General features: G+C 55.7%; 25 protein-coding genes. 15 read left to right on the top strand and 10 right to left on the bottom strand.

The window, feature by feature from the left end; all coding sequences use genetic code 11:
- From PHF39_RS12625 to hisB, 5 genes are all read left to right on the top strand, one after another.
- On the top strand, positions 1-206 hold a 206-nt coding region (locus PHF39_RS12625), incomplete at its 5' end, for a hypothetical protein (protein ID WP_300224652.1).
- A 226-nt stretch (positions 207-432) separates the two neighbouring features.
- Positions 433-1635, top strand: a complete 1203-nt coding sequence (locus tag PHF39_RS12620) for a methionine adenosyltransferase (RefSeq protein WP_300224650.1) — start codon at positions 433-435, stop codon at positions 1633-1635.
- Positions 1636-1646: 11 nt separating this feature from the next.
- A complete protein-coding gene (hisG, locus tag PHF39_RS12615; RefSeq protein ID WP_300224648.1) occupies positions 1647-2564 on the top strand; it encodes an ATP phosphoribosyltransferase in 918 nt (305 codons plus the stop codon).
- A gap of 8 nt (positions 2565-2572) precedes the next feature.
- The gene (hisA, locus tag PHF39_RS12610; RefSeq protein WP_300224647.1) at positions 2573-3283 is read left to right on the top strand and encodes a 1-(5-phosphoribosyl)-5-[(5-phosphoribosylamino)methylideneamino]imidazole-4-carboxamide isomerase; all 711 of its coding nucleotides are present in this window, start codon (positions 2573-2575) and stop codon (positions 3281-3283) included.
- Positions 3280-3858 carry an imidazoleglycerol-phosphate dehydratase HisB gene (hisB, locus tag PHF39_RS12605; RefSeq protein WP_300224645.1) on the top strand — a complete coding sequence of 193 codons (579 nt, stop codon included), beginning with the start codon at positions 3280-3282 and terminating at the stop codon, positions 3856-3858. The genes hisA and hisB overlap by 4 nt, the downstream gene beginning before the upstream one ends.
- Positions 3859-4335: 477 nt before the next feature.
- On the opposite strand, the gene PHF39_RS12600 is transcribed toward hisB, so the two are convergent.
- From PHF39_RS12600 to PHF39_RS12590, 3 genes are all read right to left on the bottom strand, one after another.
- Complete coding sequence (locus tag PHF39_RS12600; protein ID WP_015286277.1) at positions 4336-4542, bottom strand: histone family protein; 207 nt, start codon at positions 4540-4542, stop codon at positions 4336-4338.
- A gap of 196 nt (positions 4543-4738) precedes the next feature.
- Entirely contained in the window at positions 4739-5503 is a 765-nt protein-coding gene (gene mtxX, locus PHF39_RS12595) for a methanogenesis marker protein Mmp4/MtxX (RefSeq protein WP_300224642.1), read from the bottom strand.
- The gene (locus tag PHF39_RS12590) at positions 5488-6501 is read right to left on the bottom strand and encodes a methanogenesis marker 2 protein (RefSeq protein ID WP_300224640.1); all 1014 of its coding nucleotides are present in this window, start codon (positions 6499-6501) and stop codon (positions 5488-5490) included. Before PHF39_RS12590 ends, mtxX begins: the two co-directional genes overlap by 16 nt.
- Before the next feature lie 158 nt (positions 6502-6659).
- Between PHF39_RS12590 and PHF39_RS12585 the strand changes: the two genes are divergently transcribed.
- A complete protein-coding gene (locus PHF39_RS12585; RefSeq protein ID WP_300224638.1) occupies positions 6660-8114 on the top strand; it encodes a replication factor C large subunit in 1455 nt (484 codons plus the stop codon).
- On the opposite strand, the gene PHF39_RS12580 is transcribed toward PHF39_RS12585, so the two are convergent.
- Positions 8091-8510, bottom strand: coding sequence for a UPF0146 family protein (locus tag PHF39_RS12580; protein WP_300224636.1), 420 nt, complete (start codon positions 8508-8510; stop codon positions 8091-8093). The genes PHF39_RS12585 and PHF39_RS12580 overlap by 24 nt on opposite strands.
- A 17-nt stretch (positions 8511-8527) precedes the next feature.
- Between PHF39_RS12580 and PHF39_RS12575 the strand changes: the two genes are divergently transcribed.
- Positions 8528-9067, top strand: coding sequence for an archaemetzincin family Zn-dependent metalloprotease (locus PHF39_RS12575; protein WP_300224634.1), 540 nt, complete (start codon positions 8528-8530; stop codon positions 9065-9067).
- Positions 9068-9191: 124 nt separating this feature from the next.
- Positions 9192-10193 carry a histone deacetylase gene (locus tag PHF39_RS12570; protein ID WP_300224632.1) on the top strand — a complete coding sequence of 334 codons (1002 nt, stop codon included), beginning with the start codon at positions 9192-9194 and terminating at the stop codon, positions 10191-10193.
- 9 nt (positions 10194-10202) lie between these two features.
- Here PHF39_RS12570 and PHF39_RS12565 read toward each other — a convergent pair whose 3' ends face one another.
- The 3 genes from PHF39_RS12565 to PHF39_RS12555 form a co-directional block, all read right to left on the bottom strand.
- On the bottom strand, positions 10203-10772 hold the full coding sequence (locus PHF39_RS12565; RefSeq protein WP_300224630.1) for a hypothetical protein: 570 nt from the start codon (positions 10770-10772) through the stop codon (positions 10203-10205).
- Positions 10773-10837: 65 nt separating this feature from the next.
- Positions 10838-11227 (bottom strand): HEAT repeat domain-containing protein, encoded by a 390-nt coding sequence (locus tag PHF39_RS12560; protein ID WP_300224628.1) that lies wholly within the window; start codon positions 11225-11227, stop codon positions 10838-10840.
- Between the two features lie 51 nt (positions 11228-11278).
- Positions 11279-11845 carry an RDD family protein gene (locus tag PHF39_RS12555; protein ID WP_300224626.1) on the bottom strand — a complete coding sequence of 189 codons (567 nt, stop codon included), beginning with the start codon at positions 11843-11845 and terminating at the stop codon, positions 11279-11281.
- 145 nt (positions 11846-11990) lie between these two features.
- Here PHF39_RS12555 and PHF39_RS12550 point away from each other — a divergent pair, with 145 nt between their 5' ends.
- A complete protein-coding gene (locus tag PHF39_RS12550) occupies positions 11991-13181 on the top strand; it encodes a hypothetical protein (protein ID WP_300224624.1) in 1191 nt (396 codons plus the stop codon).
- 412 nt (positions 13182-13593) lie between these two features.
- Here the strand turns inward: PHF39_RS12550 and PHF39_RS12545 are convergent, their stop codons facing one another.
- Positions 13594-14121 (bottom strand): hypothetical protein, encoded by a 528-nt coding sequence (locus PHF39_RS12545; RefSeq protein ID WP_300224622.1) that lies wholly within the window; start codon positions 14119-14121, stop codon positions 13594-13596.
- A 583-nt stretch (positions 14122-14704) separates the two neighbouring features.
- On the opposite strand from PHF39_RS12545, the gene PHF39_RS12540 reads away from it, so the two are divergent.
- From PHF39_RS12540 to PHF39_RS12520, 5 genes are all read left to right on the top strand, one after another.
- Positions 14705-15109: a hypothetical protein gene (locus PHF39_RS12540; protein WP_015286265.1), complete on the top strand. Its 405-nt coding sequence runs from the start codon at positions 14705-14707 to the stop codon at positions 15107-15109.
- Complete coding sequence (locus PHF39_RS12535) at positions 15106-15534, top strand: hypothetical protein (protein WP_015286264.1); 429 nt, start codon at positions 15106-15108, stop codon at positions 15532-15534. The genes PHF39_RS12540 and PHF39_RS12535 overlap by 4 nt, the downstream gene beginning before the upstream one ends.
- A gap of 71 nt (positions 15535-15605) precedes the next feature.
- Entirely contained in the window at positions 15606-15896 is a 291-nt protein-coding gene (locus tag PHF39_RS12530) for a nucleotidyltransferase family protein (protein ID WP_300224620.1), read from the top strand.
- 128 nt (positions 15897-16024) lie between these two features.
- On the top strand, positions 16025-16321 hold the full coding sequence (locus PHF39_RS12525) for a nucleotidyltransferase family protein (RefSeq protein ID WP_300224618.1): 297 nt from the start codon (positions 16025-16027) through the stop codon (positions 16319-16321).
- On the top strand, positions 16314-16652 hold the full coding sequence (locus tag PHF39_RS12520) for a DUF86 domain-containing protein (protein WP_300224616.1): 339 nt from the start codon (positions 16314-16316) through the stop codon (positions 16650-16652). The genes PHF39_RS12525 and PHF39_RS12520 overlap by 8 nt, the downstream gene beginning before the upstream one ends.
- 683 nt (positions 16653-17335) lie before the next feature.
- Here the strand turns inward: PHF39_RS12520 and PHF39_RS12515 are convergent.
- Together PHF39_RS12515 and PHF39_RS12510 are read right to left on the bottom strand one after the other, a co-directional pair.
- The gene (locus PHF39_RS12515) at positions 17336-17554 is read right to left on the bottom strand and encodes a hypothetical protein (RefSeq protein ID WP_300224614.1); all 219 of its coding nucleotides are present in this window, start codon (positions 17552-17554) and stop codon (positions 17336-17338) included.
- Between the two features lie 721 nt (positions 17555-18275).
- Positions 18276-18590 (bottom strand): hypothetical protein, encoded by a 315-nt coding sequence (locus tag PHF39_RS12510; RefSeq protein ID WP_300224612.1) that lies wholly within the window; start codon positions 18588-18590, stop codon positions 18276-18278.
- A gap of 266 nt (positions 18591-18856) precedes the next feature.
- Here PHF39_RS12510 and PHF39_RS12505 point away from each other — a divergent pair, with 266 nt between their 5' ends.
- Entirely contained in the window at positions 18857-19558 is a 702-nt protein-coding gene (locus tag PHF39_RS12505) for a Stigma-specific protein, Stig1 (protein WP_300224610.1), read from the top strand.
- The last annotated feature ends 617 nt before the right edge of the window (positions 19559-20175 follow it).

The raw sequence follows: 20175 nt of genomic DNA, 5'->3' as shown, positions 1-20175 counted from the left end.
TGGGCAGGACACTCCCCCGTTCCCGCACCAGCCCGACGCTGTCAAAGAAGATGACAAGGACAGATCCGCCGGGCACCGAGAACCGAGCCGTTCCAGTCAGCGAAGAGGATTTCGAGGATGAAAAGCCCGTCCCGACAAAACCACCGGTCAAGAAGGCCCCAAAAGGCAGCGAGATGACCATCCTCCACAAGTTCCTGCGGCGGTAGCCTTTCAGGCTGTGCCCGGCCAGACTCGTTTCGTTTCTGTTTTTCCTGCACAGTTTTCCCGGGCATGACCCGTGGTTATATCGTGTTCAACGCACAGCATTTACGACGATTCTGGTCGATATTTCCATTACTGATGGTAATAATACATGCCCCGTTTCTTGCATAATTGGAAATTGTTATATTAACACCATTCCCATGTATACTAACGAATCCCACGAGGACACTCATGAAAAGAAACATCCAGATCGAAGCCTTGGACCAGATCCCCCTGGAAAAGCAGCGCATTGAACTTGCCGAACGCAAGTGCCTCGGCCACCCCGACAGCATTGCCGACGGCATTGCAGAGTCCATCAGCCAGGCACTCTGTAAAACCTACCTTGAGGAGTTCGGCGTTGTCCTCCACCACAACACCGACCAGGGCGAGATCGTTGCCGGTGAATCCGCACCAAAGTTCGGCGGCGGCCGGATCATCCGCCCGATCTATGTTCTCCTTGACGGCCGTGCGACAAAGGAATGGAACGGCACCAAGATCCCCGCCGATGCCGTTGCTGTCGAAGCAGCCAACAAGTATGTCCACAAGATCCTCCCGGAACTTGACCTGAACCGCGAGATCATCGTCGACTGCCGGCTCGGGACCGGCTCCACTGACCTCCGTGACGTCTTCAAGCCCAGCCAGGGCAAGGCACCGCGGTCCAACGACACCTCGTTCGGCGTCGGCCATGCCCCGTTCTCGGATGTGGAGAATATCATCCTGAACAGCTCGAACTATATCGACACAAAACTCCGGAAGAAGTATCCTGCCATCGGGCAGGACATCAAGATCATGGGCCTCCGCGACGGGAACACCATCACCCTTACGATCGCCTGTGCAATCGTTGACCGGTACTGTAAGGACATCAGGGAATATAGTGAATACATGGATATCCTCAAAGAGGAGATCACGGCAATCGCAAAGAAGAGCACGAAGAGAAAAGTCGTTGTCCACGTCAACACGGCCGACGACATCAAAAAGAAGAGCGTCTTTTTAACCGTCACCGGTACATCAGCCGAGATGGGAGACGACGGCTCGGTGGGCCGCGGCAACCGCTGCAACGGGCTCATCACCCCCAACCGCCCGATGTCCATGGAGGCAACGAGCGGCAAGAACCCGATCAACCACATCGGCAAGATCTACAACCTCCTCTCGACCCAGATTGCCCAGGACTGCGTGAAAAAGGTTGATGGCGTCGAGGAGATGTATGTCCGCCTCCTCTCCCAGATCGGAAAGCCGATCGACCAGCCCCTCGTGGCCAGTGTCCAGGTCCTGCCCGCGTGCGGTGTCAAGTTAAAGGACATCAATGCCGAGATCCTTGGCATCGTAGACGAGAAACTGGCCGATGTCACCCAGGTCACCGAAAAGGTAATTGCGGGCAAGCTCAAGACGTTCTGATTGGAAGAGCGATGGCAAAACCTGCAATGGGAACAAAAAAATCCCGAAAATCCCCCTCTTTTTCTGCCGTAGTCCGGCTTGCGATCCCCAACAAGGGAAGGATTGCCGCCCCCATTCTCGATCTCGTGGAGAAGAGCGGGCTCCACCTTGCGGAGAGCGGAACCGAGCGGCGCCTGATAACAAGGACGCTGGACCCTCATGTCGAGATCCTCTTTGCCCGTTCCGTGGATATCCCGGAGTACGTTGCAAACGGGGCAGCGGACCTTGGTATCACGGGCCATGACATGGTGATCGAGCGGGAGTCCGATGTCGAGGAACTCCTCGACCTCCAGTCCGGCAGGGGAAAACTGGTCCTTGCCGTGCACGAGGATTCCGGCATAACCTCAGCAAAGCAGCTGAAAGGGAAGAAGGTGGCGACCGAGTTCCCGGTCATCGCCGGCAGGTACTTTGCAAAGAAGAAGGTGGATGTCGAGATCGTGCAGGTCGGTGGTGCCTGCGAGGCGACCCCGCACCTCGGGATCGCGGACGCGATTATCGACCTTTCGAGTTCAGGCACAACGCTGAAGACCAACCGCCTCCGGGTGATCGACGAGGTCCTTACCACGTCTACCCACCTTATCGCGAACCACGATTCGCTGAAGAGAAAACGGGAGAAGATCGACGAGATCCATCTTGCGCTGGAGAGCGTGATCCGGGCACGGGGGCAGTGCTACCTGATGATGAATGCCAGACGGTCCTGCCTTGACGCGGTAAAAAAGGTCCTGCCCGGTCTCTCCGGCCCGACCGTGATGGACGTTGCCTCGTCCGAGGGCCTTGTTGCAGTCCACGCGGTGGTCAGCGAGGAGCGGGTGTACACCCTCATCAACCAGCTCCGCCGTGCCGGTGCCCGGGACATTCTCGTTATGGCCATCCAGCGGATGATCCGGTAGGGTGCTAAATGAAGATCTTTCCCGCTGTCGACATCCTTGGGGGGAAGTGTGTCCAGCTCGTGCAGGGGAAACGCGAGAGCGCGACAGCGTACGGCGACCCGTTTGCCTGTGCAACCCGCTGGCTGGATTTGGGGGCAACCGCCCTCCACGTTGTCAACCTCGACGGCGCATTCGGGACAGCCTCGAAGAATGCCGGGCTCATTAAAGACCTTATCAAAAAGACTGGCGTTGAGGTCGAACTGGGCGGGGGCATCCGTTCTGTGGATGATGCGCGGAACTGGCTCGAGACCGGCGTGGACCGGGTTATCATCTCGACCCTTGCGACCCGGGATCCGGAGTGCATCCGGACCCTCTCCCGCGAGTTCGGGAAAGAGCGGGTGATGCCCGGGGTTGATGCAAAAGGCGGGCAGATCGCTGTCCACGGCTGGCAGGAGACGGCCGGGGACTATATCGGCTGGGCGAAACGCTTCGAGGAGCTGGGCGCCGGGTCGCTCCTGTACACGAACGTGGATGTCGAGGGGCTCCAGCAGGGCATACGGATCGCTCCTGTGAAGCAGCTCATCGATGCGGTTGGTATCCCGGTCGTTGTTGCCGGTGGCGTCTCGGCCCGTTCCGATGTTGCCGCCCTGAAGGCAGCCGGGGCTTTCGGGGCAGTGCTTGGCTCGGCGCTGTACAGCGGGAAGATCAAACTTGTGGATGCTCTGGAGGAATGCAGATGAGAGTTGTGGAAGTAAAGCGCGAGACAAAGGAGACGAAGATCCTGGTGAAACTGAACCCCGATGGAAAGGGGATCGTGAAGGTGGAGAGCGGCGTCCCGTTCTTCGACCACATGCTGACCGCAATGGCCCGGCACGGGGGATTTGATCTTACCTGCACGGCAAAAGGCGACCTGCACGTGGACTGCCACCACACCATCGAGGACATCGGCATTGTCCTTGGCGATGCAGTGAAGCAGGTTATCGGCGAGGGCCGGGGCATCCGGCGGTTCGCCCACGCGGTCATCCCGATGGACGAATCGCTTGGCGAAGTTGCCCTTGATTGCGGGGGCCGGGGATACCTTGTCTGGAAGGGGGCGTTTGGCAACAAACTAGTGGGCACCATCCCGGCCGACATCTTCGAGCACTTCTTCTACTCGCTCTGCACAAGGGCCGGCATCACGGCACACATCTCGTTCTCCGGCAAAAACGATCACCACCAGTGCGAGGCGGCGTTCAAGGCATTCGGTATCTCCCTCGGGCAGGCACTCGCCCTGACCGGGGACAAGAAGGTCCGGAGCACGAAGGGGAAGTTCTGAGAAATTTTTTGAATTTTTATTACCTGTTTTCAGAAGTGCGACCACAGTGCCCCCCGGCCCCCTCCCCTCACGGCTACCGCCACGGGCAGGCAGCCGTTCGGGCGGGGGAGGGAGGTTGAAGAGAAATCATGATCGTGGTTTTTCCCTCATTATTGTCTTCCATTAAGGGCAGGTAATACAGAGGCATCACCATGCGCCCCGTCCCCCCAATGGGGGGGGACTGGTGGCGCAAGAGGGGGGTAATGAAAATTGGTAACAATAGTGTTTGAAGAAATTCCGTAAAACAGAGATCAATAGTAAATTCTCAATTGAATTAAGTCGAAGAACGCTTTCGCTATCTTCTCTTCTCTCTGGATTGGAGAGGTCGAAGACTTCGACAAGCTGAAGGGAGACGATAGTCGACCTTCAGGTCTGATGACTTTCGAGAGTTCGAAAAACTGCATTTAGCAATCTTTCTTTAAAAATCAGAAAATAAATTTAGTTGGACTTGGACGCCAGGTCCACGTCTTCCTTCTTGATGGTCTTCCTTCCTGCGTGCTCGGCAAGCTTGTTTGCTTCCTTGGTCAGCTGGGCGATGTACTTTTCTGCCTTGGCGACCAGTGCCTCGGCTGCATCGCTTCCCACGCGTTCGGCTCCGTTTTTCTTTGCAATCCTTACAACGGCTGCGATTGGTAAATCTGCCATGTTTTTTACCTCAAAAGAAATCCACTTGGTATATTTAAATACTTTTTGGGGAAATACTGCAAAAATGCGCAGCAATATGATATTTGAGGGCATGCTGCACGGCAAGAGGAAATCGGAGTCCAGAATTTCGCAAAATATTTTTTATTTGGTTTTATCGGTTTTTTTGGGGAAAACAAAGCAAAATCGGAGCTTAAAATTATTCCAACAAAGATGCTGCGAGCAATAGCGCATTGGCATAATTTGGTGAGGCGCGCGAACTATCCACGAAAATTCTGCTGATATTTACCACAGGCGCCCCATGCCCGTACCCGTTGCCTAAAAACGTGAGCGTCCGGAAGATCAGGTTGCCCGAGATCCCATCCGGTGCAATGATGAGGCCGCAGGTCTGGATCGCGTCTTCGATTAAGATCTCGCAGTGCTCGGAGCCCGAGAGTTTTGCAACCAGTTCGGCCTCGGCCATGCTCGCGTCCACCTGCTTGTGGCGGCCGATGTCGCCAAGCCGTCCTCCCGAAAGGATGCCGGTCTTCTCCGGCAGGCCGAACTTTTTTGCAATGACCTTTCCTTTCCGGATCAGCTCAAGTTTCTCCGGCACGGTCCAGCCCTCGTCCACGCCAACCGGGGTAAGCAGGAATTTTTTCCCGTGTGCCGTTTCCAGGAGGGCGATGCGTTCGAGATGGTCGACACCCTCGGCAACCTTCAGCGCTTTCAGCGTTGCATTGGCAGGGAGCGTGCCCCGGACTGCGGCCTCGATTGAGCCGTTCATGAGGTCATCGATCATGGCCTGTTCGGGATGAGCGGACTCAAGGATATGAATGGTCTTTTCAACGGGTTTGTCCTTTACAATGCCGGGCTGGCAGTAACAGAAGACTTCAACCGTCCTGCACACGGCAACAGCGCTATCGATGACCTTCTCCGGGTCCTCGAGGATCCCGATCCCGATGCGTTTTAACGGGGCTGGCATGCAACATCCTCTTCGGTCAGGTGCATGATGCCGTTTTTGATGAAGTCAAAGACCTCGGTCTCGCTGCCGTCGTACCGGACGGAAAGGGACTTGCTGTTGTTGACCCGGCCGATGGCCTTTGCAGTCATGCCGACACCGGCAAACGTCCTGACAAGCTCGGGAACCTTCTCCTCCTTTGCCGTCAGGATGAAGCCCATACCCGGGTACATCCGCACCCATTGCTCGAATGTCATGCCGTTCGTTGCAAGGTCCGGCTTTGGGATCTGCCCGAGGTCGATCTCTCCACCCTTGCCGCTGATCTCAAGCAGCATGCCGAGTGTGCCGATGAGGCCGGGGTTGCTGATGTCCTTTCCGGCAGTGACAAGGTGCTTTTTGCCAATCTCTTCAAGGACCGCGATCTGCGCCCGGACTTCGGCTGCGGACTTCATCGTCACCGAGTCCCAGTTGAGGGCGCAGGAGGGGTGGACCCGGCCGTTCAAATCGATGGCCATCACGACAATGTCGCCGTCCTGCGCCGTGTGGCTGTAGATGATCGAGTCGAGCCGGGCCGAGCCTAAAATAGAGACGTCGATGACGCTGTAGGGTGCATCCGGGTGGAGGTGGCCGCCCACGATGGGGACGCCAAACTGCGCCGAGGCGTCGTGCATCCCTTTCACCACCTGCTCCTGGATCATGCCCTTTGACATGGAAAAGACGTCCACCATCGCGATTGGCCGGCCGCCCATGGCCGCGATGTCGTGGATATTGACAAGCACCGAGCAGTACCCTGCCCAGTAGGGGTCCGCCTCCATCAGTTTCGACCAGATGCCATCCGCCGCAAGGAGGAGCGCCTCGCCATTGTGCTCGATGACCGCCGCGTCCTCGCCGAACGCGGCCACGACATGCGGTGCATCGATCCGCAGTGACTTGACCATCTCGCCGATGGCATGCTTTCTCTTCACGCCTTCGTATTCCCGGACAACCTTTGCGATCGATTCTGTGGAGCAGTTGCGGACCACGACATCACCTGAAAATACAGTCCGTGCACGGAGCACGGATATTCGTGTTATCCTAATTGCGCCTCATCAGAGATAATTCATTTGTTCTTCCCTTACACGCCGGACCGCCACTCGTACAAAAGCGCTTTTATTGGTAGCCCCGCAAATGTAGACTGATTATGGACTGGGCAGAGAAGTACCGCCCTGCACACCTCGCGGACCTTGTGGGAAACAAAACCGCGGTGATGCAGATTGCGGAATGGGCAAAGACCTGGACGAGGAAGTCCCGCCCCCTCCTTCTCTACGGCAAGCCCGGCATCGGCAAGACCTCGGCGGCCTACGCTCTTGCAAACGACATGAACTGGGAGGTCGTTGAGCTGAACGCAAGCGACCAGCGGACGGCAGCGGTGATCGAGCGGATTGCCGGGGCCGGGAGCGTGACCGCGAGCCTGACCGGCGCAACGCGGAAGCTGATCGTCCTTGACGAGGCAGACAATTTGCAGGGTAATGCCGACCGCGGCGGGGCAAAAGCGATCCTCGAATGCATCCGGCACGCGCAGCAGCCGATGATCCTGATCGCAAACGACCTGTACGGGATCTCGCCGGAGATCCGGGCCCGCTGCGAGCCGGTCCAGTTCAAGGCCGTTCCCGCCCGGTCCATTGTCCCGCGCATCAGGTACCTCTGCTCCGCAGAGAAGATCAGCTGCAGCGACGCCGCCCTCCAGTCTATTGCCGAGAGCGCCGGAGGCGACATCCGTTCCGCGGTCAACATGCTCTACGCCTCTGCTCTCGGGAGAGACAGCCTCGATGAAGGACAGGTCCACACCTCCCAGAAAGACGAACGGGTCTCCATCTTCTCGCTCATCACGGCCCTGTTCGGCAAGACCCGTGACGACGAGCTGATGCGGCTCTCGTACGATGTCGACGATACCCCGGATACCATCGTGCAGTGGGTCGAGGGGAGCGTTGTCCATATCACGGAACCGCCATCCGTGGAGCGGGCATACCGGTACCTTTCGCGGGCGGACCAGTACCTCGGCTACACCTACCGCCGCCAGTACCATACGCTCTGGCGGTATGCAACGGCGGTGATGCTGCTTGGCGTTGCGGACGCTGCCGGGGGAAAGGGCATCCACGCCCGGATCATGCCTCCCGAGCGATGGCAGAAGATGGCCGCTGCAAAGAAGCAGAAAACAATCCGTATCGCCACCCTGAACAAGGTCTCGGCTACGATGCACGTCCCGCAGGACACCCTGAGGGAACAGTATCTTGACACCATCTCCCTGCTGGTAGGCCAGGACCCGGCGGGATTCGCCCGCGAGCTCTCGTTTGATGCAGATCAGCTCAACTTTTTCTTAAACGACCGGGCACGGGCTGCCGAGATCATCCGGGTGATCGTGCAGGAAGAGAAGGAGCGGGAGAAGGAAGCAAAGAAGGAGGCAGCCCCGCCAAAGAAGGCTAAAAAGGAGCCAAAGGCGGAGAAACCGCAGAAGAAAGGGGAGCTCCCGTTACCGGAAGCACAGAGCCCGAAGGCTGCACCGGCAAAAGTGAAGGAAGAGCCGGCTCCCGCAGGAGAGCCCGAAACAAAAAAGGCCCCCGCAAAAACCCAGTCAACGCTCTTTGACGGGTTCTGATCCCCGCACGTACCGGTGCAGGAGAACCCCGCAGTCGATCTTCTCCCCGCCGTTTTCGTACGTCTCAAACCCGAGGTGGTACACGAGAAGGTCACAGCCAAGGCGTTGTGCGAGGGTAATGAGGGGCGGGAGCATCTCCACTGCCGGGCGGATCGCGTACACTACGTCAGCTCCATGATAAAAGGAGAGATCGGGTTCGAACACGTCGTCAATCCGGAAGACTGCCCCTTCCGGTACGATCCGCTCACGGATGTCCGTGCACCGGACCGGGACCCCGGCCGCATGGATGACTTCCGCTGCGCCCGGGTTGTTTCCTATACCCACCTCGACAGGGCTCGTGTAGTGTGCGGCGATGTATTCTCCGACGCATTTCTCAACATGTTTATACGAGCCCATTCCAACAGAATATAGCGATGCATGTCCATATTTTTTGGGATGCCTTATCCCCTTCCGGCCTCCAGATGCCGGTCTCCCGCATCATCTCCTCTGTCCTCGGTGTCCGGACCACCGTCTCGGAGAACCATGTCCGGCTGATGGGGTACAATAATGCACGCCACCAGGTTGATGCGCAGGCCCTGCTCGACAGCGTCCAGGCGTACAAGCACCGGCACGGGATTGACGAGCCGGTCCTCCTTGTCGTCAACCAGGACCTCTTCCGGAACGGGAATGATTTTGTCTTCGGCCTTGCCCGCGAGCAGGTGGGGGCGGCGGTTGTCTCGACTGCCCGTCTCGGGAACGAGTACTATGGGCGGGAACACCAGGACGACGACCTGATCGACCGGATCACCAAGGAAGGATCGCACGAGATCGGGCACCTGCTGGGCCTTGGGCATTGCGAGAATCCCGAGTGCATCATGTTCCGGCCCAACACGCTCGACGAGCTTGACTGCAAGAAGAAGATGTTCTGCCCGGACTGTGCGAAGCTGCTCGATGAGATCAGCGCCGGGTTCTGATCCACAACCCTGGTATTTTCCTGCCGTACCCTCGTGCCGCATCCTCCGGATCTGCTGGCGTAACCTGTATTTACCGGCAGCGGCAATAGTCCCGTAATCCCGCCCGCCGCGGGTTCCCGGGGGAATGACGGTGCACTGCTCTGTGATCACCAGCCCGGCCAGTGCCGGGCACGATTATCCCGCCCATCCCGAGTGTAACGCCCGTCTTCTTGCGGCGCTGTCGGGTGTTCCCCCGGGCACGGCGTTCCGGGCTGCGGAGCCGGCAATGGAAGAGGCCGTGCTCCGGATCCATGCGCCCTGGTACCTTGCATGGCTCCGGCAGCGCTCTGCTGCTGCCACGGTCCCCGGGTTCATCGACGCAGATACCTACGTGACCCATGCATCGTATGACGCAGCGCTCGGGGCAGCCGGTGCCGCGATCCTTGCGGCCGAACGGACCCTGGACGGGGAGCACGCGTTTGCCCTGGTCCGGCCCCCCGGCCATCATGCTGAACACGAGCGGGCAATGGGGTTCTGCCTGCTGAACAATGCCGCCATCGCGGCTGCCCGTCTCCTTGAGGATGTTGACCGGGTAGCGATCGTTGACTGGGACGTCCACCATGGCAACGGGACCCAGCAGGCGTTTTACGGGTCCGATAAGGTACTGTACTGCTCCGTTCACCAGGAATATCTCTTCCCGTACACCGGCAGGACGGGCGATACCGGGATCGGTGACGGGACCGGGTACACGGTCAATGCACCGCTCGCGTGCGGGGCGGGTGCCGCGGATTTTTTCGCGGTCTTTTCTGAGGTCTTCGTGCCCGTAATCGAACGCTTCCGGCCCGATGTCCTGATCGTCTCCGCGGGACAGGACACCCTCTTTGACGATCCTCTTGGCGGTCTTGCCCTCTGTCCCGCCGACTTTTCGAACCTTACTGCATTTCTCATGCAGGCCGCGGACCGGCCGCTGGCTCTCGTCCTTGAAGGGGGCTACGGCCCCTCGCACGGGGAAGCGGTTTCCTGCATCTTCTCGGCACTCCGGTCCGGCAGGGGTTCGGTGGAAGGATGTTCCGGTGAGCCGTCCGGCAGCACGAAACAGACTATCGCGGCGCTCCAGTCTTCGCTGCCGCTGATCAAAAACGCCTGACTTCCCTCTTCACGATGAGGGGAGGATCTCGATCTCCATGGTGCTGATCTTCTCGTATACCTTCTTCATCTTGATTATGGGCCAGAGCTGGTAGAGCAGGATCGTGATCGGTTCCCACATGGCAACCCAGCCGATAATCAGGAGGGCGTCAGTAAAGATCTGGGCAAGGAGATGGTCTGCGGCAAGGTACGCGGAGACACCCTGTCGGGCGAGCAGGGCGATCGTGAGGAAGCTGAGGCCGACAAGAAGCGCCCATCGCCCCTGCCGGAACTTTTCCCGGAACTTCAGGTCCTGGACCAGCATATTGTACCGGAAATGCGAGCGGATGGCCGCGGGGATCTTATCGGCCTGTTCCTTGCAGTGGATACAGACCGGCAGGTAGATGACAAGGCGGAAGGGGGTTTTCAGGGGAAAATCATCAACGATATCGACAATGTACTGCGCTGCATCAGGGTCCAGTTCCTTCTGGTGAAACGGGGCATGGTCAAGCGAGTTGTAGATCTGGTCAACCGATTTGAGATCGATCTCGATTAAGATCTTCCCGTTGACTTTCCGGTACAGCGACTCGATCTCAGGCATGCTGTATTCCCGGTGTCCTGTTCACTGTACCACCCGATAAATGCTCTTTATTCATCCCGTCCCCCTTATCTCCCGGAAGGATCGTACGGTCCCGTTCCCGCCCTGCTGCGACCAATTGCCGCGATCGCTTCACTGATATCTTCACGGGCTTCTTCCGACTCCATCCGGTACAGGCGCCGGAGCGGGGGGATTGCCCGGTCATCTCCGATCCGCCCGAGCGCCCAGACCGCCTTTGTCCTCACCCGCGGGTCTTCGTCCCATAACGCATCGATGAGGTCTTCCGTGGCAGCCGGGTCGCCGATACGGCCCAGTGTTTCCGCTGCTTTCCACCTTGAGGAGACGTCATCGTCCTGGAGGAGGGCAATGAAATGGGTGAGTCTCTCTCTGTATTCCGGGGACCGGCCAGTCGTGCCGGTATCCTCCGCAGCTCCTTCTCCTTGTCCCGAAGAATCCATAACCGCTCCGTGAATGCATGCCTGCAAGAAAGGGATGCAGGGCCGGCCCGGTCACTCCTTGTCTTTCACGTACACGATCCCGGCGGGCTCCCGGTAATCAGTCTTGATGACGATAGTGCCCGAGAGCCGGTTGAAGACCCGGAGCTTGGTCCCGGGCATTGCGATCCAGCCGATCAGGCAGTCGAGCGGGAGAAGGAATGCTTTTCCGAAACTCTCGATTGCGGCTTCCTTAAAATCGATCTTTGTGCCGTCGCGGCGGACAACCTTTAAGTTCATCACCATCTTGCCGATGGACTGCCCCCTGCCCTGGAATCCTTCCATGACCGTCCAGTACAGGAAGAAGAAGAGGGTCTGGAACGCAAACTCGAAAGGCTCCCAGTGCCAGGGATCGATATACAGGGGGATGGTCCACCCTACCGCGTCCACGATGCCCCGGATGATATTGAGGAAGAGGATGACCATGAAGAAATCGATGATCCATGCCCAGAAGCGTGTCGTCCACTTGGCCAGGTAGAGCGTGCGGCCCTGTGCATTGACGGGAGATGCAGGGGTATCCGCGTTTGTCGCGGCAGCGGAGTCGCCCGGGGAAACGGGGGAGACTGTGATATCTTCAGTCATTTCAGGTATTCGTTGCACGCTCATATCAATGAAGGTTACTCTTTTTCTGTCGTAATCCGGCCCGGTTCCGGAACAAACTATTTCTCTGGAGACAGGATAACCGTACATCGGGAGAATCCAGATAAGAACGGGGTGAGCTGCAGAGATGACCGATGCTGTCATAACCGAGCATGAAGGCACCCGCAGGGGGCCGGTGGTGCGCTACTACCAGTACGGGAACGGGGGAGTCCGCGTGCTGGATGCAAAGAAAACCGTGCGGAGACAGTACCGCTTCGATCCCTCGTCGGAAATAATGATGGAATGCGATCCGGCCCGGCCGGACCGGACGCTCCGGCGTTTTGTCTTCGACAAGTACGGCATGGTTGAAGAGGTTTTCGCGTTCGGGACACGGCCCCGGACCTTCCGGTTCGAGAATGGTGCGCAGCGGATCGCCATCCGGGAAGGCGGGGACTATGGTGCGGTTGGAAAACTGATCACGTTCGAGGACGAGGGGATCGCGGAGACGGTCTGGGGACGGAACGGGGAGATTGAGCGGGTTCTTGTCTTCGAGCCCGGCAACGGCGTCATCACCGAGCGGTCCGGGGGATGGTTCGGGGATGTCGCAAGGACCTTCCTCTTCGACCGGATCGATGCGTCGGTCTTCCGCGGGCCCGATGCGTTCCTCCAGTTCCTGATTTTCACGGAATGGAGCGAGTCGGACCGGAATGCCCATATCGAAGAACAGGTTGCGAAGATCCGGAGTGAGAAGAAGGGCAGCCCGTATGCGTTCACCGGCAAAAAACCGGCCCCGCGGGGTGCCGTGGCGCCCTCCTCCGGCCGGAGACCGTCACGCGAAAACGATGATGGCGGTATCGATTTTATTGGCGATGCGGATGAGCCGGCAGAGGCTGCTCCCCGGGGGCTCCCGGCCCGCCGCGGCAATCACTATGCGGTGGAAGAGAGCCGGCAGCAGCGCGAGCGCACGGTTCAGGGCCGGTACAATGAAATAAGGAGTAACGAGATCGCGCTCCAGGACCGGTTCGAGCGTGCCCGGAGCGAGCGCGGGGAACTCAGCAAGGGTGCAAGCGTTGACATCCCTCTTGCCGACCGGTTCGAGTATGCACGGCAGGCACGCGAACCGCTTTCAAAGGGCAAGAGCGTCGAGATCCCCCTTGACGAACGCTTCGGGGGATCGTCGCGGCACGAGCGCGAGCCCCTGCCCCGGGGCGCGAGCGTGGACATTCCCTTAGAAGATCGCTTCGAGAGTGTCAAACGCGACCGGAAGAAACCCGGCCGTGGCGAGAGCGCCGAGATCCCTTATGAGCAGCGGCGCAGGGGCCGGGGCGGGGATCTGTAAAATTTTTACTCTGAAAAATCGCTATCTTCCTGTTATGATTGCCCCCCTTGCGCCTCCGACTGGTTTGAAAAACCAGGAGGATGTGAAGAACGCGGATGCGTTCTTCGAAGCCCTGACTCGAAGAACCTTTCAGGTTCTTCTCGTGTCTCGGGTCTGAAGACCCTCAACACCCCCAAGGGGGCGGGGGCGCAGGAGATGCCTCGGTATTACCGGTACAGGAGAAAATGCAACGATCCCGAACAGGGAATTGATGCCGCCGCGGGGCGTTCTGTCGGGGAGACAATCGTCGCATCAGCGAGGATTGTCTGGAGAAGGCATCAGCCTTCGACTTCGGCGGCCGTTCATCGCAACTGGGGGTATGGGGGCATCAGCCCCCATCATTAATTCAAAGAAATTCAACAGAACAAAAAAATTATCTCTTTTTTGCGAGCACGAATGCCGCTGCTGCGATGACCGGAAGAAGGCCAAAAGCGGATTTCTGCGTTGTCACCGGTGCCGGTGCAGGAGCCTCTGCCGCAAGCGGCGGGGCTGGTTCAACGGGGTATCCCGAAACAGCTGCTGCGGCTGCTGACGGTGACTCGATGTCCATGGTCTTTGTCAGGGACGGACCCTGGCTGCAGGTTGCAGTGACCCGGATCGTGTCGCCGGGATTGAGCGGGAGGGAATACGTATAGGTAACGATGTCCTGCGCCGGCTGGCTCGTGTAGTCCCTGTCAACGGAAACGGCATCGTTGACCTTGACTTTCACGTTGCGGATGTAGTGGGACTGCGGGTCCGGGACCGGGTGCGTGATCACCACGGTCAGTTCTTTTGCTGCATCATTGTAGGACAGCTGGATGTCCGAAGGGGCGTGGGCTGATGCGGGGAACACGATGAGAGCGATTGCCGCGAGTACGATAAAGGCTGCGAGACCGTACCGGAATGAGCCGGGATTTTTCATGGAAAGTCTGTTGACATGAGGGATTATGAAAGGTATGACCGGTGCTGGAAACGAGTGTGGCCGGGCATGTACTCATGATTATCCGAAGCAATGCAGTCAGGACTGATAAGGTTCTCTGATCTGCGATGCTCATCGGTTGGAGCCTTTGTCGGGAGATCTGGATCCGCGTATCAAGGCATCCTCTGGAAAGTCGACAGGAGGGAAGTCAACAATTTTCAGTTAACATTTTTGCGCAACCGGATCTGCCTGAATATTGTACCGATTGTCCCAAAGCATCGGGAAATTGTCCGGATTTCCCGTTTTGGAATTTATTCAGCCAGACCCATACTCTTTCAGGCACCATGCTGTCTGTGTCAGCGGAAACCCTGCAAAAAACCGGAAGAGGAGAACATTGCTTGAATGCTGATGTGCCTTGGGAACAATTTTGTTCCCACAAAAAGAGCAGGACGGGAAGCCCGGATTGCGGTAAAACCAGCGCATCGCACGCAATTTTCTCTTACAACCGGTCCATAATCAAAGCCCATGGTCTTCTGAAACGGATAATGGGTTGTCACAGGGGCCCCGGATGACATGAGGATATTACATGACAGAAAAACCTGAAAGGAAAACACAAGATCCGCCTGGTGCAGGCTGCACCGGCGGACCGGGTACCGGCCCGGATAATCCGGAAGCACATGAACAAGGGCTGGCACTGCGCCGGAGCTGTAGAGCACATCCTGCTGAGCGGGTGACTGCCCTGAGAGGGCTGGCCATTGCCCGGCCCAGGGCACCGAAGAGCGCTGTCCGGCGCCAGACCCTGCGGGAACTCTATGGAAAGGATCCCGAGATCCCGTACGTGAAGTTCGAGGCAGCGCTTCGCGATCTTGTCTGTTCCTTCATGGAGCGGCAGGACCGGATGAACGAGGAGATCTTCTACCAGATCAATGATCTCCGGTACCGCATTGAAGGCCTTGAAGCGGACCGGCAGGGACCGGGAGGTGTGCCATGACCAAAGGCAGGCGCCCGAAGAACGCACTCGGTGAGGCGGTGGAGATCGCGGAGAGACGCGGGAGTGTCGAACGGATAGCTGCACAAAGGTACAACGCGTTCGATTTCATTATCAACGAACCGGACCGGGTCGTGTACGTGAAAGTGAAACGCTCGCAAACGCTCTTCACGTACGAGTTTGAGATCCTGCACAAATACCAGCGCGAGCTCGCAAGCCTCCACCGTGTTGCCCTGACTCTTGTTACCGCCCGGGAGTTCTGGGTCCGGGCCCCGAACGGCGACTGGCAGTTCTTCCTGGTCCGGCACGATTCGATCCGGGAGGTCCGGGCGGACGGGATGGTTATCCCGCGAGAGGTCCTGCCGGTGAGAACGGTGGATCTGCGGGATGAGCCGGCGGGGGGAGGTTCGCCGGGAGATGGGGAGTAATCCCCTTTTTTCTTTTGTGATGACGACCGTGCATTTTTTAGGGTGGAGATCCATCATCTTTTATCGGAACCATGACATCGGCTGCGGAGATCTGGGAAATCCTGCGGAAATGCCTGCCCGAGATTCGGGAAAAATATGGCGTGACATCTATCGGCATCTTCGGATCCTATGCACGCGGAGAAGCAGCCCCGGCCAGCGATATCGATAGTATTGTAGAATTTGACCGGCCGATCGGATGGGAGCTTGTCGACCTCGCCGATTATCTCGAATCAATTCTCCATCATAAAGTAGACGTGGTCATACGGAGATCCCTTCATCCGTTCATCCGAGATACTATTCTCGCCGAGGTACAGTACGCATGACCGCCCGGTCTCCCGCTTTATTTCTTTCAGCGATTCTTGCTTCAACTCTCATTGTTTTAAGACCCGCTGCTGCATTAACCTAAAACCTTTATTATTCATCCTGCACTCATGGTACCATAGGTAGCACCATGAGATCCACGCGGCAGGATATCCTTTCCTCATTAAAAAAACTCAAAGGGGAAGTGAAACAGGAATATCGTGTCAAGACAATCGGGTTGTTCGGCTCAGTCGCAAGGAGCGAAGAGACCGAACAGAGCGATATTGATCTCCTGGTAGAATTCTCAGAGCCGGTGGGTTTTGTCACCTTCATGCGACTTGAAAATTTTCTCTCTGAGCGCCTTGGGGCGCGGGTGGACCTTGTGACTCCGGATTCATTGAAGCCGGTGATCCGGCAAGATATCCTGTCAGAGGTTATCTATGTCTAAACGGGAGGTAAAGCTCTACCTCACGGACATTGATGATGCGATCTCGGCAATATGGTCGTATACAGAAGGGATGACGTACGAGCAACTGCTTGGTGACCGGAAAACACGTGAAGCCGTTATCCTCAATTTTGTTGTAATCGGGGAAGCGATCAAAAAAATTCCTCCGGATGTGATCGACCGGTATCCCGATGTTCCCTGGAAAGAGTTTGCCGGTATGCGGGACAAGATGGTTCACGGGTATTTCTCGATAAGTCCCATGATCCTGTGGGAAACGATCCACCACGACCTGTCTCCTCTCGCGGCTGCGGTGAAAGAACTGCTCCGGGAGTAGAAGATACCCCCGGTTGTTACCCCCTTTTCGGGAGGCTCTCAGAATGGGCGATCCGGGCCCTTTACGGGCTCCGATTTCCGGTTTTTTGATCAACTTTTGTAAAAATCGGTGCAGTTTTGCTCAGTGATCCGGAGATATGGTTTTTCCTTGGGATACAGGCCAAACGGGGCATTTTGCGTGGCGCTGTAAAACGCTAATGTACGCTTTTGGGAGGCGAAAGTCGGGGGTGCGAGGGGGGTAGGATGGGCCAAGTGAAAGAAGAGGGGATATTGGATCGACCTGAACAGGTTTTCTCCTGACGCTCTCGGGGGCGTTGCCCCCGCCGCGTGGGCACCCCCCAGGTTACGATGACCCTGTATTACCCGTTCGGAAAAATGCACGGAGATGTGACTTGGTTACTGCCGCATGATCTCAACAACGCGATCGGCAACCGCCATCATCGCGTCGTCCTTCAGATGCCCAGCGGTATACTGGATTTTTTTTATCAGCAGTAAAAATCCGGGTTGGCCGCACATTACTCTTCCGGAACTAATCGATAAAAAAATTTGACGGTAATTTTTGAGCGAAAAACGCCATGACATGATTTATCGTGCAACCTTCAAGTAATTTTTTTTAGAATCAGCGTAATTGAAAATTATCAGTGGGATTAAAAAACATCATTCATAATAAAAAACATATCCCATTTAAAATAAATATGTATCTCGCATTATTATCTCTACAAGAATGTCGTCTATCATGAAAAATAAAATACCCGCCGTCATTGTTGCCGGGTTGCTCTTCGCGTTGGTCCTTGTCACTGCGTGCACAGATACCTCCCAGCCACCGGTATCCCCGGTTGCCACGCAGACTACTGCCGTGCCATTAACTCCGGCAACATCAGGGACTTCCGGTACTTCTGTCACAACAGAAATTCCTGCGACCACGATTACGTCACGAAATCCATCCTGTCCGTCCGGCCAGACCCTCTGCGATGGGTCCTGTATTGATACGCAGAGCAACAATAAGCATTGCGGGGCATGCGGGAATGTATGTAATACCAGTGAACCCTGCTCAGAGGGAAAGTGCCTGTCGTGGACGGGATCTTGGAAGAGGGATGACGGGTGGGTATACATGTTGATACAGAATGGGACCTCGGTGAGCGGCACCAATTATTATAATAACGTAATAATATCAGGTTCAACAAGCGGGAATCCGCCGAGACTTACCGGTACTTGGACTTACAGAAACACAAAAGGGGATTCTTCCCCCTGTACGTTTGATATGGCCCCTGATGGGAAATCGTTTTCTGGCTCATTGCTCGGATGTCAAACCCTCACCTATTCCCGGGAATAGGACTGACTTGTTACTGGGGGACCTTATTTTTTAATACTGCGATGAAATTTAACGCACGTTCACGTTTTCCCATTTGACCGTCCAACAATTTGTATGACTCGCGGATCAGCTCCATCTCGAACCTGAAAAAGGACCAAAAATGGAGTACTCGTTCAAAACTAAAACGATTTTGAAACCAAACGGGAATTCTTTCCCGAGATTATTTTTATGGAATTAATCGATAAAAAAATTTGACAGTAATTTATCAGCGCGATTAAAAAATTTCAACGGTATTGAAAAATTTTACACCATTTAAAATAAATATGTATCTCGCATTATTCTCTCTATAAAAATGTCGTCTATTATGAAAAATAAAATACTCCCTGTCATTTTTGTCGGGTTGCTCTTCGTACTGATCTTTGTCTCTGCGTGTACAGATACATCCCAGCCACCGGTATCCCCAACACCCGGGCAGAGTCCGGACGTGCCGGTGACTCCAAGAACCTCCGGAACTCCCGGTGCATCCGTCACAACAAAAATTCCAGCAATTACGAATACCCCGGAAAATCCCTCATGTCCGTCCGGCCAGACCCTCTGCGATGGTTCCTGTGTCGATATACAGAGCAACAGCCAGCACTGCGGCACATGCGGGCATGTATGCAATGCCAGTGAACCCTGCTCAGAAGGAACGTGCCTGTCGTGGACGGGATCCTGGATCGATCAGTATGGGTGGGAGTACGAGCTGACACAGACCGGGACATTGGTGAACGGCACCGACTCCTATAATCAGGAAATATTATCCGGTTCAACAAGCGGGAATCCACCGAAACTCATCGGTACGTGGGTGTCACATGGTAAATTTTCTTTCCCCTGTACGTACGATATGGCCCCTGATGGAAAATCATTCTCCGGCAGGATACCTGGAAAAAATATCATCACCTATACCCGGGTTCAGGACTGACTTGATACCGGGGGCAGCTTCCTCAATCATGACGATGTCTAACGTGAAAAATTTAATATCTCACACCCTTGTGGTAGGATTGCTCTTCGTACTAATCTTTGTCTCTGGGTGTACCGATACATCCGAACCACCGATAACTACGGCTGCCACACAGACTTCGGTCGTGCCGGTGACTTCCGGGACTCCCGATGCATCCGTCACAAAAAAAATTCCAGCGACCACGATTACGTCAGGAAATCCAGATTGTTCGTCCGGCCAGACTCTCTGCGATGGTTCCTGTATCGATACGCAGAACAACAGTAAGCACTGCGGGAAATGCGGGAATGAATGTAATGAAAGTGAACCCTGTTCAGAAGGAACGTGCCTGTCATGGACAGGATCTTGGATTGATCCGGTTGGATGGGAATATGAGCTGACACAGGCCGGTACATTGGTGAACGGTACTGATTATTATAAGAAGATAATAATATCCGGTACAACAAGCGGGAATCCTCCGAGATTCACCGGTACCTGGACCTGGCAAAAAAGTGGAAAATCTTTCTATGGGACGTTTGATATGGCCCCCGATGGAAAATCGTTCACTGGCGGATTGCTCGGAAAACAGTCCCTCACCTATACCCGGGAAGAGGACTGACTTATTTCCGGGTGACCTTTTTTAATAATCTCCTGGACTTTTTTTTATCGTGCAACCCTTGCGTACTGTTTTTCAAATCAGCGTCATTGAAAATTATCAACGGGATTAAAAAACACTCGTCGTATTAAAAAATTATCTATCATTTAAAATATATTATCATAGTTTCAAGGATCTGTTTGGCAGGAATATCCCCCGCTTGACACGATCAAGCGTCCCGGATATAATGACTGTCAGGTAACGTAGGGACGGGTTCACCAAAGTTTACACACTCGATGAACCCGCGCCAGCCCTAAGGCAGAAGAGTGATTGTCGTTACAGGATTTATGATTAATCCCTCCTGCTCGGGAAAAAAGACAAAAACGGAGGTAAAAAAATGGAAACCCTTGGAGTCATTGAAGATGTATCGCCTATGGCCAACTGTGGGTGTTATCTCCATTGCAAATCCTGTGACCTAGTAAATTTTTTTTTAAAAATCAGTGTCATTGAAAAATTTTGCTCTGTAGAAATCCTCAATTAAGATAAATTGAATGAATCTGTCAAGGTTAGCAAGGATAATCTTGCAAGAGATTTCCTTCCTCTGCATTTGGTATAACCGAGCTTTCAGATCCGCTCCGAAT

Origin of the sequence: Methanoregula sp., from assembly GCF_028712425.1 — an archaeon.
In the GTDB taxonomy this organism is placed as follows: domain Archaea; phylum Halobacteriota; class Methanomicrobia; order Methanomicrobiales; family Methanospirillaceae; genus Methanoregula.
The sequence above is the reverse complement of the archived record's forward strand: the minus strand, read 5'-3'. Positions and strand labels throughout refer to the sequence as shown.